The organism is Amycolatopsis rubida (assembly GCF_900115345.1).
Taxonomy (GTDB): domain Bacteria; phylum Actinomycetota; class Actinomycetes; order Mycobacteriales; family Pseudonocardiaceae; genus Amycolatopsis; species Amycolatopsis rubida.
The window spans coordinates 95,047-107,981 of record NZ_FOWC01000021.1 but is presented as its reverse complement, the minus strand read 5'-3'; the positions used below and the strand labels follow the sequence as shown (position 1 = coordinate 107,981).

13 protein-coding genes and 1 pseudogene are annotated in these 12,935 nt (G+C 69.3%); 9 read left to right on the top strand and 5 right to left on the bottom strand.

Annotated features, from left to right (window positions below):
* Positions 1-975: 975 nt before the first annotated feature.
* The 3 genes and pseudogenes from BM362_RS42425 to BM362_RS42410 form a co-directional block, all read right to left on the bottom strand.
* Positions 976-2,076 (bottom strand): methyltransferase domain-containing protein, encoded by a 1,101-nt coding sequence (locus tag BM362_RS42425; RefSeq protein ID WP_093576974.1) that lies wholly within the window; start codon positions 2,074-2,076, stop codon positions 976-978.
* A gap of 512 nt (positions 2,077-2,588) precedes the next feature.
* Positions 2,589-2,873 (bottom strand): annotated as a pseudogene (locus BM362_RS48015) (maleylpyruvate isomerase N-terminal domain-containing protein); the annotation flags it as partial.
* A gap of 93 nt (positions 2,874-2,966) precedes the next feature.
* Positions 2,967-3,845: an alpha/beta fold hydrolase gene (locus BM362_RS42410; protein WP_093576973.1), complete on the bottom strand. Its 879-nt coding sequence runs from the start codon at positions 3,843-3,845 to the stop codon at positions 2,967-2,969.
* 60 nt (positions 3,846-3,905) lie between these two features.
* Between BM362_RS42410 and BM362_RS42405 the strand changes: the two genes are divergently transcribed.
* Positions 3,906-4,523 (top strand): TetR/AcrR family transcriptional regulator, encoded by a 618-nt coding sequence (locus tag BM362_RS42405; protein WP_208865509.1) that lies wholly within the window; start codon positions 3,906-3,908, stop codon positions 4,521-4,523.
* Here the strand turns inward: BM362_RS42405 and BM362_RS42400 are convergent.
* Positions 4,447-5,088: a VOC family protein gene (locus tag BM362_RS42400; protein ID WP_067590972.1), complete on the bottom strand. Its 642-nt coding sequence runs from the start codon at positions 5,086-5,088 to the stop codon at positions 4,447-4,449. The two genes, BM362_RS42405 and BM362_RS42400, sit on opposite strands and share 77 nt — an antisense overlap.
* Positions 5,089-5,141: 53 nt before the next feature.
* Positions 5,142-5,543, bottom strand: a complete 402-nt coding sequence (locus BM362_RS42395) for an MmcQ/YjbR family DNA-binding protein (protein WP_093576991.1) — start codon at positions 5,541-5,543, stop codon at positions 5,142-5,144.
* 49 nt (positions 5,544-5,592) lie between these two features.
* On the opposite strand from BM362_RS42395, the gene BM362_RS42390 reads away from it, so the two are divergent.
* From BM362_RS42390 to BM362_RS42360, 8 genes are all read left to right on the top strand, one after another.
* A complete protein-coding gene (locus BM362_RS42390; protein WP_093576972.1) occupies positions 5,593-7,116 on the top strand; it encodes a PucR family transcriptional regulator in 1,524 nt (507 codons plus the stop codon).
* A 118-nt stretch (positions 7,117-7,234) separates the two neighbouring features.
* Positions 7,235-8,497 carry an NAD(P)/FAD-dependent oxidoreductase gene (locus tag BM362_RS42385; protein WP_067590975.1) on the top strand — a complete coding sequence of 421 codons (1,263 nt, stop codon included), beginning with the start codon at positions 7,235-7,237 and terminating at the stop codon, positions 8,495-8,497.
* 7 nt (positions 8,498-8,504) lie between these two features.
* The gene (locus BM362_RS48010; RefSeq protein WP_037810387.1) at positions 8,505-8,675 is read left to right on the top strand and encodes a hypothetical protein; all 171 of its coding nucleotides are present in this window, start codon (positions 8,505-8,507) and stop codon (positions 8,673-8,675) included.
* Between the two features lie 87 nt (positions 8,676-8,762).
* A complete protein-coding gene (locus BM362_RS42380) occupies positions 8,763-9,221 on the top strand; it encodes a GreA/GreB family elongation factor (protein WP_093576971.1) in 459 nt (152 codons plus the stop codon).
* A gap of 28 nt (positions 9,222-9,249) precedes the next feature.
* Positions 9,250-9,480: a hypothetical protein gene (locus BM362_RS42375; RefSeq protein ID WP_067590978.1), complete on the top strand. Its 231-nt coding sequence runs from the start codon at positions 9,250-9,252 to the stop codon at positions 9,478-9,480.
* A 148-nt stretch (positions 9,481-9,628) separates the two neighbouring features.
* Positions 9,629-10,000 (top strand): hypothetical protein, encoded by a 372-nt coding sequence (locus tag BM362_RS42370; protein ID WP_067590981.1) that lies wholly within the window; start codon positions 9,629-9,631, stop codon positions 9,998-10,000.
* A gap of 94 nt (positions 10,001-10,094) precedes the next feature.
* Positions 10,095-11,195: an NBR1-Ig-like domain-containing protein gene (locus BM362_RS42365; protein ID WP_093576970.1), complete on the top strand. Its 1,101-nt coding sequence runs from the start codon at positions 10,095-10,097 to the stop codon at positions 11,193-11,195.
* A 150-nt stretch (positions 11,196-11,345) separates the two neighbouring features.
* Complete coding sequence (locus BM362_RS42360; protein WP_232791931.1) at positions 11,346-12,926, top strand: helix-turn-helix domain-containing protein; 1,581 nt, start codon at positions 11,346-11,348, stop codon at positions 12,924-12,926.
* Positions 12,927-12,935: the final 9 nt, after the last annotated feature.

Genomic DNA, 12,935 nt, shown 5'->3' with positions numbered 1-12,935 from the left:
GGTCATGGCTCCGCCCTGGGGGTTCGTGTACTGGGATTTGGTGCGCCGATCGTTGCGCCGGGATCAGCAGGAGCGCGGCAGCCTGCCCGCTGATGTACCCCGTGACGATGGATTTCTTTTCGCGCGAGAGGGCTGCAAGTATTGCGACGGATGCGATGAGTATTTCGACGACCACTCTCTTCGGTATAGGTGATGACGCCGCGTCCGGCCGAGATTATTCAGGTTTGCGAGTGGTGTGCCGGAGTATCGAAGGTTCTCGAATGTATTTCTCACTCAATCGATTTTCGGACAAGGCGATAAGATGCGCCGGAAGGAATGCTTCCCGTCGCCGGTCGGTGTTTTGGTCACAGTGGAAACCGACAACGCGGATCTGTGCCTCACATTCTTCCCCTGGAACCAACTGAGTGCAGCACGAACCGAGCCGGAAACAACCAGGCCCGAGGTCTACAGGCCGTGCGCGACACCAGAACGGCGCGGCGGAACACGATCATGCAAACGGCTTCATCGCCGCCGCCGCCCGCTTCGGCGCGGCAAACAGGCCCAGGTGACCGAAAACCCTCATTGCGTCACTCCGGTGGAGCGAAGGCGGTGGACTGGCCCTATCCGGTTGGGTGAAACACCCACGGGAGATGTCTGGTCTGACAGGGCCGCGGATTCGGCTGTCAGCGAAGGATTTCGGTGCCGTTGTCGAGGGCTCGGCCGGTGATGTGCGCCAGATCCGTTGCGCGGTGGGAGAATCGACCGGTGGTCGCGGGCAAAGGCGGTGCCGCGCGGTGTTCTGGCCCGGACCTCTCCTGTGTAGCGAAAGCCGGCAGGAGGTCTGGTCGTGGCGAAATCCGCGGCGAGTCGGCTCCGCGCACGCGCGGAGGTCCATGAACGCGCTCCGCGCCGGGGCGTCGCATGCTCATCGACCGGCGACCACACCGGCGCGAGGTGGGTGCCCTCCGGTAGCTCAGGGGGTGCCGTGGCTCGGGATCAGAGTGTGACGAGGTAGGTCCGGCTGTCCCAGGGCGGTTCGCTGAACGGATCGGGTTCGGTGGTCAGGACGTGCCCGCCGAAGTGGGAGAAGAGCGCTTGCAGGAGCGACACCGGGATGGGGTGCATTTCGATGCCTTCGGTGCCGTCGCGGAGGTCGGGTGCGGGCGGAACCAGCGGGCGGGGCGGGGTGTGCTGGGCGGGCTCGGCCTCGTCGGCGCACTCGACAGTAACCCGGGCGGTGGGGCTGCCGTATTGCGCCCACCAGGCGACGAGCTCCTGCATCATGTCCAGTTCCAGCACGTAGCCGCCTGGGGACTGCGGTGCCCGCACGGACAAGGTCAGCTCCGCGGATTCTCCCGGCCGCAGGGGGTAGGGAAGGTCGGTGCGGCCGTCGTCGCGGACGGTGGTGTCTTCGTCGCGGAGCCAGTGGTTGCCCAGCCGGATTTCCTCGTCTACGGGCCACACCTGTGTTCCGCGGTTGGTCACCCGCGCTCGAACCAGGCCCGCGGCTCCGGGGCGGATCGACGCGGGCGCCTCCAGAATCGTGATCTCGGCCTGGCATGCCTCGGCTCCCAGAGGTCGTCCAGACCACTGTGCGCTCACTGCCTGGATCGCGAGCAGTCCGCCCGGGCGGATCACCCGTGCCAGCTCGGCCAGTGCGGCGATCTGTACCTGCGGCGGCGAGTGCTGCAAGACGGTGAGGCTGATCGCGCTGTCGAAACTGTCGTCCTCGAACGGCAGCCGTCGTCCGTCGATCCGAAGGAACTCCGTTCGCCCGGGGTCGGGGTTGAATTCGCGCGCCAGCCGCAGCATCGAGTCGGCGATGTCCACTCCCACGACCTTCGGCACGTGGGTGCTGAGCGCTTTGCTCAGCCGCCCGACGCCGCAGCCGAAGTCCAGCACCCGCTCGCCCAGTCCGACTCCGTGCCGGTCCATCAGGTCTCGCACGAACGCCAGATCCCGCACGCCCGCGCCCAGAAATTCCTCGACCGTCCACTTTCCGCCGCGTCGCTCCGGGTAGGACATCACCGCCCACAACGGATCGACGCGGCCCATTCTCTCCCACACCTCACGCAACGCCGCCGCCTGATCCGCCACTGGCACATTCCTCCCCGGCGCGTCATCCCGGCTGTCCGCTGACGGCCTGCAGTCGGTTCGTTGATCGCCGCAAGCCGCCGAAGCGTTTCCCAGTGCGGTAAAAACGAAGTGGAAGACGGCGCGGACTTCGGTTTTCTCGCACGCAGAACGTTTTTTCGGCCGGTCATCGCTTCGCCGTGAGCCAGGACATGCACCACGTCAAGACCGCAACGGTTTCCGGTTCACCGCCGCGCCGGCAGCAGGTGCGCGGGCTGACGTCAACGGCCGCCAGACCGCGGTGGACGTGGCCCGCGCCCTGCTGGGCGAGCGGTTTGACTCGGGAAGCTTCACCTACGCCCTGATGTGCGCCTTCGCGGTCGACTACCTCGCGGCCCGCGAGGTTTCCCGGTGGCACGGAATCGCCGCGGGCTCCGGCCCATCAAGTGCAGCAACCGGTCCTGTCGGGACCCTGATTCACTGACCGTCCGCGGCGCGGCGAAGAACCGGTGCGTCGTGTCGGCAGCGACGGGGGATTAAGCCAGACCGGCGTAGATCGTTTCGAGGTCCTCGCTGATCCACGCGACCAGACCAGGGTCGAGACGGTTGTCGACGCCAAGGGATTGGGCCGGATCCCCAGCGTGGACAGCGGAATCCGTGGTGCGCACTGCCAGCGCTTGGTGTCCGGTCACCTGGCCCAGCGGGCTCTCCCGGGTGCCGCCGGCGAGGAGGTCGACGTAGTTGGGATTGCCTCGGACCAGGTGGTTGACGAGTTGACGCACGTTCCATCCCGCGCAGGGCGTCGGGGCCGTCCACTGATCGGAGCGGACGGATGTCCGGCGAACCGGCCGATGATCACGCCCGCCAGTCTCGCGCCGCGACGACGCTCTCGCTGGCGCAAATCCGACGTGGCATTACCCCGCGTTTTCGATGAACGCAGTCAAGGCGGCCACGACCGCGTCGGGCTGTTCGTCCGGGATGAAGTGTCCGGCGTCAGGGATGACGACGCCGGTCACGTCGTCCGCCCAGGGGCGGAGGGAAGCGGCCATGTCGGGGATCGATCCATGGGAGCTGGAGATTCCGAGGACGGGCACGGTCAGGTGCTGCCGGTCGAGAGCGTCGCGGTTCTCGCGTGCTGATTCCGCGGCATCGCGGTAGTAGGCGAGGGACGCGCGGAGCCCTCCCTCGGCGGCGATCGCGGCGGCGTAATGGCTGACCTCCGCATCGTCGAACGGGGACCGGGATTTGGCCTTCAGGAACCAGTCGACGTAGTCGCGTTCGCGACCGGTGAGCAGCGTCTCGGGGAGGTCGGGCACCAGGTGGAACGCGAAGTGCCAGGTCTTCCAGGCTCGGTGGTCGGTCGGGATGGACTCGGGGAGGGTGACTCCGGGGATGCCCGCGTCCAGCAGGGCGACCCCGTGCAGGCGCTCTTCGTGCTGAAGGGCCAGCGAGAAAGCGACCCAGGCCCCGATGTCGTGGGCGGCCAGCCAGTACTGCGGCACGTCGAGCGCGGTCACCGCGGCCTGGACTCGCGAGGCGACGGTGTGCGTGTCGTAGCTGTCGTACGGGCGGGCGGAATGGCCTTGTCCGGGCAGGTCGATCGCGAGCACGCGGAATCGTTCGGCGAGGGCGGGCATCGTCTTGCGCCAAGCCCACCAGGTCTGCGGGAATCCGGCGAGCAGGACGACGGCGGGGCCGGCCGGCTGACCGCCGTCCACGGCGTGGATCCCGTCGACCCAGCGGTGGGCGAATCCGGCCAGGTCGGGCAGCGGCAGTGCGGGGAGCGGGTTCATGGCCGGAGCCTAACTCATCTTGAACCGATCAGTTCAAGATGAGTTAGCATGGCCCGCGTGATGGCAGGAAAGAAGCAGTTCGAGATCGACGCCGTGCTCGACGCGGCGATGGTCCGGTTCTGGCGAGCGGGGTACGCCGACACTTCTCTGGACGATCTCTCCCAGGCGACTGGGTTGAACCGCAGCTCGATCTACTCCTCGTTCGGCGACAAGGACACGCTGTATTTGCGCTGCCTGGACCGCTACGCCGCGCGTTATGGGGAACGGTACGACCAGGCACTGGCAAGCGCGGCTGAGGATCCGCTGCGGGCGGTACGGGAGTTCTTCGAAGTCACGCTGCAGCGCATCGCCGACGCCGAGCTGCCGGACGGATGCCTCGTCGCTCAGACCGCGATGGCGATCCCGGTGCTGAGTCCGGACATCGCCGCGCGTGCGACCGAAGTGCTGGGGCTTCAGCAAGCGCGGCTGCGGGCCGCCTTGCGGGCTGCGAAGCTGGCTGACGTGGATGACTTCGCCGTTCATCTCGCGGCGGTCAATCAGTCGCTGGCGGTGATGAGCAGGGCTGGGGCTGGTGCGGAGCAACTGCGTGCGATCGTCGACATCAGTCTGGGGGCGTTGCGGGCCCGCACCCTTCAGCGAGAACCGAAGCCTCCCAGCCGAATCCGTCCGGGTCCGTGATCCGCCCCGCGTCCCCGCCGACGGTCAGGAGATGCGAGCCCGAACCCGCTTCCGGCACCCCGGCGTCCTTCGCCAAAGCCTTCCGGCCGTAAAGCGCCAGCTTGATCGGGCTCGTCTCGAATTCCACATACTTGCGCCCGTAGCTCTTGCCGACCGCAAACCCGTGCGAGACGTAAAACTGTTTGGCCGCCGCCACATCGGACGCGCCCAGCAGCAATACCATCTGGTCGTACTCCCGAACGCCCGCGCCGGAGTCCTTCTTCGCGGAAGTCGCGACTTTCCAGATCGCGCCGTCGGGAGCCCGCACCACTCCGCCGAAACCCCACAGCGACTTGGCCGCCGGCTTCAACGCGGTAGCGCCCGCGGCGAGAGCGGCGTCCAGGTAAGCGACGGCGTTGGCGGGCTGGGAAACGGTGAGCGACAAGGTAAATCCGCGGAAACCGGTGCTCGGCGCGGCGGCCTGCCGGAAGCGGAGACGGTCGCCCAGGTCGAACGCGGCGGTGTAGAAGCGCTCGGCGGCGGCGACATCGGGAACGTCCAGGGTGACGAAGTCGAAGGAGGTCATGCCGTAAACGCTAAGTCCGGCGCCACCGCGGATGCTTCTTGATTCCTGATCGCTTAACGAGCCCGCGCCAGCCACGCTTCGCGCCGGCGCGGTGACGCCCGGGACAGCCAGGCGTCCTCGACGACCTCGGCCAGTTCCTGCCGCGTCAACGAGCCCAGGTGTGCGGCGCGGATCAGCACCGACAGGTGGCCGTCGAAGTGCGGAGTGGTGAAAAACGGGCTGTCCGGGTCCTGGACCAGCGCTTGCTTGTCCGATTCGGACGGCACCCAGAACACGATGACGTCCGGATACCGCTGCCCGGTCTCCGGGTCGAAGGCGTCCGGCCGCGGCGTCCGGAAGAACACGAACGACTTGCCGCCGACCTGGTAGACGGGGTTCTCGCGCGAGCCGCGCACCACCGTGACGTGGGGCATTCCCAGCGCCAGCTCGTGCACGTCCTCGACCCGCGCCCGCATGACCTGCACGATACGACTCCAGTCGCGCCGCGTCAGGTATGAACAGGGCATGGTCACACTGGATCGGCTCGTCAACGTCCTCGGTGGGTACGGCGCGCGGTTGTGCTGCTGTCCCGTCGCGCGCGAAGTGGCGTTGCGGGACGTGGTGATGGACGACCCCGCCGATCCGCGCGAGTTGCGCGGCGACGTCTACCTCGCGGTCGGCGTCGATTCAGTGCGGGAAGCCGTCGAACGGGCCACCGCGGCGCGGGCGTCGGTCGTGCTGGTGCGGGGAGCGACGCCACCGGGACCCGAAGCGGACAGCCAGGTCGCGGTGCTGCTCGTCGACCCGGAAGTGTCGTGGGGACAGCTCGCGGGCGTGGTCTACGGCCTGGTGCTCGAAGGGCGCGAGACGGAATCCGGCCGCGGCCCGACCGACTTGTTCGCGCTGGCCGACAGCCTCGCCGACGCACTCGGCAGCGCGGTCACCATCGAGGACCAGCTGTCGCGAGTGCTCGCGTACTCCAGCCTTCAGCAGGGTGCGGACCGCGTGCGGCTGGAGACGATCCTCGGGCGGCGAGTGCCGGACCAGGTGCGCGAGTTGTTCGAGCGCCGCGGAGTGTTCGCGCATCTCGCCGTTTCGGACGAGCCGTTGTTCGTCGAGGCCGATCCCGGACACGGGCTCACCGGGCGCATGGTCGTCGCGGTCCGGGCCGGGCGCGAGACGCTCGGGTCGATCTGGGTGGAGTGCGAGGAGCCGCTGTCCGACGTCCGGCGCACCGTCCTGCACGACAGTTCCCGTACGGTCGGGCTGCATTTGCTGCGGTCGCGAGCGAGCGCTGACCTCGAACGGCAGGTCGAATCGGACCTGGTGATCCGCCTGCTGGAAGGCACTCCGGACGCGGCGGCGGTGCTGAGCAGGCTCGGCTTGCCGCCCGGCCGGTTCCGCGTGGTCGCGCTCCAAGCGCACATCGCCGACGAGCGGCACGCGGCGCTGCTGCTCGCGTTCGAGCGCGCGACCACCGGGTTCGGCTGGTCGCGGCCGGGCCGGAGCACGCTGTTCAGCAACACCGTCTACACCGTTCTGCCCGGCGAGGACGGCGAAACCGCCCGCGAGTGGATCGACGGGATCCGTGCCGCGCTGCCCGCGCAGGTCACGGTCGCGGCGGGAATCGGCGCGCCCGCGTCCACCGCGGATCTGCCCGCGAGCAGGCGGGAATCCGACGAATGCCTCGCGCTGCACGACGTCCGCCCGAAGCCGGGCGCGACCTTCGCGTACGACGAGTCCTGGGACGACATCCTGATCCTTCGCCTGCGCGCCGCGGCGGCAGCGGGACGAGCACCGGCGCGCGGCCCGATCGCGGATCTGGCCCGGCACGACGCGGCCAACTCGACCAGCTACGTCGCGACCCTGCGCGCGTGGCTCGAGACCCAGGGCGAGCTCACCGAGGCCGCCGAACGGCTCGGCGTGCACCCCAACACCATCCGCTACCGGCTGCGGAAGATGGCCGACGTGACGCCGTTGCGGCTCGACCTGCCCGCGAAACGGCTGGCGATGATCATCGAACTCGCTGTCGCCGATCCGCAGGATTGACCGATCCGGACAAACCGGCTTGATCCGTTTGGCCGAACTCGACAAAGCCCGTCCGCCGGATCCGGGTCATCCTGGCCGCACCAGCACAACCAGCGGCACGGCTTCGGCGGAGGAACACATGAGCGATCTCGACCGGTTGGACGGCGGGCCGCGTTCGGTGATCGTGGTCGGCGCGGGCATTGTCGGCCTGTCGACCGCCTGGTTCTTGCAGGAACGCGGCGTGCGGGTGACGGTCGTCGACCGCGAGGGCATCGCGGCGGGCTCGTCCTGGGGCAACGCGGGCTGGCTTTCGCCGGGGCTGGCGATCCCGCTCAACGAACCCGCCGTGCTGCGCTACGGCCTGCGCACCCTGCTCGACCGGCAGGCTCCGCTGCACGTCCCGGCCACTCCGGACCCGCGGCTGTGGCAGTTCCTCGCCCGCTTCGCGGCGAACTGCACCCACCGGTCCTGGAACCGGGCGGTGCGCGCGAATCTGCCGTTCAACGAGCAATGCCTCGAAGCATTCGACATCCTGACCGCGAACGGCGTCGACGCACCGACCGTCGACGCACCCATCACCGCCCTGTTCGAGACGTCGGCGAAGGCGCAGACGCTGGTCAAGGAGCTGGACCGGCTCGGCGACGCCGGGCAGAAGGTGTCCTGGACCCAGCTCGCCGGACCGGAGCTGCGCGAGCACTTCCCGCAGGTCACCGACCGGATCGGGACCGGCATCCGGCTCGACGGCCAGCGGTACGCCGACCCCGGCCGGTTCGTCGAATCGCTCGCCCGCGCGGTGGTCAGCCGCGGCGGCACGATCCGGCACCGGTTCGAGGTCGCCGCGATCCGCAGGCACGAGTACGCCTACACCGTGCTGTCGGCGAACGGGCAGACCGTCAACGCCAACGCCGTCGTGCTCGCGACCGGCGCCTGGCTGGGCGAGCTGGCGCACAAGTGGGGCGTGCGCGTCCCGGTGCGCGCCGGCCGCGGGTACTCCTTCACCGTGCCGGCCGACGAGCCGGTGCCGAGCCCGATGTACCTGCCCGACATCCGGGTCGCCTGCACGCCGTACCGCGGCGGGCTGCGGGTGGCCGGGACGATGGAGTTCCGCAAGCCGGACGACCCGCTGTACCCGGCGCGCGTCGACGCGATCATCGCCTCGGCCCGGCCGCTGCTCAAGGGCCTGCGCTGGGACCAGCGCACCGACGTCTGGGTCGGCTCGCGTCCGGTCAGCGCCGACGGGCGGCCGGTGATCGGCCAGACCGGCGCGCCCGGGATGTACGTCGCGGGCGGGCACGGCATGTGGGGCCTGTCCCACGGCGCGATCACCGGGAAGCTGCTCGCCGAGCAGATGGTCACCGGCAGGCAGCCGGAAGCGCTGCGGCCGTTCGACCCGCTGCGGTGACCCGCGCGTGTCCGCCGAACCCGTCCCGCTGACCGGGGACGAGCACGCCGAACTGCTCTTCCTCCGCGCGGAGAACGCCTTGCTGCGCACCGAAAGGGACATTCTGGTGAAGGCAGCGGGCTGGTTCGCCGCCGACGCGGGCGTGCTCGACCGCCGCACCGAGCCCGAGCCCCGCTGACCGCCGCGGGACTCCTCGAAAGTCCGTGGGGGCTGGGCGCCTCCTGCTTGCCCGGCCCCCACGGACGTCATCCGAAAGGCACCTCTCATGTCGACGACCTCTTCGCGTCCCTGGCTGACCGCCGACGCGCACGCCCGCCTCGCCGCGGAACTCGCCGCCCTGCAGCGCGAACCCGACCTCGACGAGGGGGCGGGCGAACACGACCGGCTCGACCGCAGGCAGCACCGGCAGGCACGGATCCGGCAGCTTCAGGACCTGCTGCAGAACGCCGTCGTCGGCGAGGATCCGCCCGACGACGGGGTCGCCGAGCCGGGGATGGTCCTGACTGTCCGCTACGACGACGGCGGGGCCGAGACGTTCCTGCTGGCCGCGCGCGACGAGGTCGGCGGCGGGCTCGAGGTCTACTCGCCGGATTCGCCGCTCGGGCGGGCGTTGCACGGAGCGAAGCCGGGGGAGCGGCGCGAGTACGAGGTGCCCAGTGGTGCGCTCGTGCGGGTGACGCTGGTCGAGGCTTATCCCTACGGCCGCTATCGGAACGACGGCTGAACCCCGATTTGTGATTACCCTGGCAGGTGTGACCGACGAAGAGCTCATCATCGAGTTCGCCCTCGCCCGGCTCGACAACCCGAGCCTCGACCTTGAGGAGGTCGCGGCGCTGCTCGTCCGCCGCGCCGGACCGGACCGCATGCTCGACTTCGCCGCGCGCAATCTCGAGACGCGCGGCGAACTGCGCGCCGCGATGTTCGAGTCGGCGGTCGAACACGTCTTACGCGTCGTCCTGACCCTGCGCGGCCCGGCTGACTGAGCCGTGGACAATTCGCTGACCTGCGTGGACAACCCCGGCCATTGACCGTGGACAGTCAGCGGTTGAGGACAGGGCGGGCGGCGCGCTGGGATGAGCGCACCGGGATTTCCCGGCTGTACTCCATTCCGATTCGTCCGAGGGGACACCCATGAAGATCGGCAAGACGCTGATGGCCGCCTCCGCGCTGGGGATCGCATTCGCCGGGATCGCCGCGCCCGCCGCGTCGGCGGACACCGCGGCTCCGGTGAGCGCGCAGAGCAAGCACACCGCGAGCATCAAGTGCACGAAGCCGTCCGGGAAGAAGGCCAACTACTCCTGGGGCGACGGCTTCACGAACGTGACCGTCTACTTCAACAACCACTGTTCGCACAAGGTGTCCGCGGGCATCGTGGTGAAGGACATGGACGGCGCCCTGAGCGTGCAGTGCATGACCACCAACGGCGGCACCAGCGGCAAGAAGAAGTTCCACATCGGCGCGGACCACACGGTCGCGCGCATCCAGAAGGGCTGCAAGCTCTGAGCCTCGGTCGCTGAACCGGCTGGCGGGCCCGGGGCTGCACCGCTCCGGGCCGCCTGGCAACCTCCAAGGGTCGATGTCGATCATTGGAGGTGGCATGAGCGAGCCCGCGGCCGGGCAGCCCGGGACCCGCCGGGGTCGCAAGCACATCGTGCCCGACGCCGGCGCGGGCCCGGTGGCCCGTTTCGCTCGCGCTCTGCTGGACCTGAAGCGGGAAGCGGGCGACCCGTCCTACGACCGCATGCGCACCGAACTCGGCGCGGCGGCGTCGAAGTCCGCTCTTTCGGCTGCCACGCGCGGCCGCAGCATGCCGTCCTGGCCGACGACCTGGGAGTTCGTCCGCAGCCTCGCGGTGACCGGCCTCGGCCGCGACGAGGAGACGGTGCGCCGCGCGTGGCTGGCGCGCTGGGAAGAGGCGGCCGAGGGGCAGCCGGCGGATCCGGCGTGGGGTGCGGCGTCTCCGGCCGGCCGGGTGCCTGACCTGGCAGAAGGCGCTTCGTCCGCCGAGCGGCCCGGCGCGGGGGACTGGACGTCTCCGGCCGGCCGGGGGCCTGACCCGGCAGAAGGCGCTTCGTCCGCCGAGCGGCCCGGCACGGGGGACTGGACGTCTCCGGCGGGCGAACCTTCTCCCGCGCCGCAACCGTCGCCCGATGCCGATCCGGCGATCGCCGCTCCGTCCGCCGCTCCCGAACCGGCCGCGGCCAAGACCCGCCGCTGGGGTTCGATCGTCGTCGTCGCGACGGTGCTGGTCGTTCTCGGACTGGTGGCCGCCGTCGTGGTCCTGGCCACTCCGTCCTCCCGGGACAAGGAAGCCGCCGTCCCGCACTACCCGCTGCCCGGCGACTCGTCCGGCTTCGGCGGCGACGGCCTGCCCGGCGACGTCACCTTCCCGGACGGCGCGAAAGCCCGCTACGGCCAGACGTTCACGAAGATCTGGCGGCTGAAGAACACCGGCTCGGTGCCGTGGCGCAGCCGCTATCTGCAGGTCGCCGGCGGCACCACCGTGCTGTGCCCGTCGCCGCCGCGCGTCCCGGTCCCGGACGCCGAACCGGGGCAGCTGGTCGAGGTGAGCGTCCCGGTGACGCCGACCGGCACCGGCGTCTGCCACGTTTTGTGGAAGATGGTCGACGAACGGGGCGCGCTCGTGTTCCCGGACCGGACCGGGATCTTCTATCAGGTCACCGTCGCCGCGGAGTAACCCGGTAAGCGGAGAACCTTCCTGACCGGCTCCGGCTCGCTGTCGGGCAAGCGACGCGACTAGGGGGTTTCCCGTTTCCCATCGAGCAGGCACCGGGAAACCCTCGCTTCACGCTCGTGCCGCACTGTCGTGATCTGCAAAATCTTCGCTGTGGACGATGTCATTCAGCGCACGCGAGCCGAGGCTCTTTCGGGCGCTCTGAGGCGCGACATGCGGAAAAGGATTGGAAAGCACGAGGACGACGGAGCAGCTGACTGTTCCACGCCGGTGAGCGCGAGTTCGTGCTGTTTCGCGCTGGCCGGCTGTCAATTCATGACTCCATCCGTTGTAAATCGCCGAGTTCGTCTGCCCAAGCGGGGTGTCGCTGTGCTGGACTGTGCGAAGTGCCGCGGTTCCAGCACCGCGCGGAGGCTTTCAACCAGTCCTTCGCCACGGGCATCAGGCAACGGGGAGGGATCGGTGGCGGATAGCCGCGCACAGTTCGGTGCCGAGCTTCGGCGGTGGCGCACCGGAGCTGGAGTATCGCTCGCAGATCTTGCGGTCGTGGTGCACTACAGCAAGGGCTATCTGAGCAAAATCGAGAACGGGCTGAAACGAGCGCATCCCGACCTCGCGCGCCGGTGCGATGTCGAATTGCGGGCAGGAGGCCGGCTTGCTTCCTTGGTCAAAACCGGGGAGCACCGGACCGAACGGGCCGACGAGGCTGACGACGGAGAGGCCTGGATGGTGAATCTCGACGGCAGGGACGGCAGCTGGTTCCGTCCGATGGGGAGACGCGAGGCGATCGTGCTGGGTGCCGGGCTGGGGTTCAGCGTGGGGGCGCCCGCTTTGGCGCGTTCGGCCGGGGGAACGGCGTTGTCCGTGTTTCGCCTGCAGTTCGACCAAATGCGGGCTCTGGGGCAGGTCGCGAGCCCCGGCGCGGTCATCCCCACCGTCATCGCGCAGACGCACACCCTTCGCGAGCTGGCCAGGCAGGCGGTCGGCAGCGACCACTCGGAGCTTTTCCTGCTCGCTTCCCGCTCCGCGGAGTACGTGGGCTGGATGGCGCAGGAAAGCGGGGACGAGCGGGCATCGCTGTGGTGGACAGATCAGGCAGTGCGCATGGCAGAATCCGGAGGAGACCGTCATCTGGCCCGCTACGCGCTCGTCCGGAAGGCAGTCGTCGCCCTGTACCAGGAGGATGCCGGGAAGACGATCGCACTGAGCCGCGAGGCACAGGCAGGGCCGACGCCGGCGCGAATCCAAGGCCTGGCCGCACAGCTGGAGGCGCAAGGGCACGCGCTGGCCGGTGACTACGAATCGTGCATGCGAGTACTCGACCGCGCGCGTTCGCTGCTGGTGATACCGGACGACCGCGGCGATTCCGCCCTGCCGGTGCTGGGCGCCATGCACCTCGAGGACCCGGTGGCCATGGCGGCAGGGTGGTGTTTGCTCGATCTCGGCCGCCCTCGGGAAGCCGCCGCAGTGCTCGACCGGCAACTCCAAACGGTGCCGGAGCATGCGCTGCGGACGAGAGCCCGCTACGGCGTCCGAAGGGCACTCGCGTACGCGATGCAGAACGAGGTCGAAAGAGCCTGTGAAATCACCGCCGAGTTGCAGGGGCCGTTGCAGGCGATCGGCTCGGCGACCGTGGCCCAGGACCTCCGTCGGTTGCGGCGGACGCTTGCCCGCTTCCACGGACATAAATCGGTCCGAAACATCTATCCGCTCCTGACCGGCCAACTGGGCTAGTCGCACTGA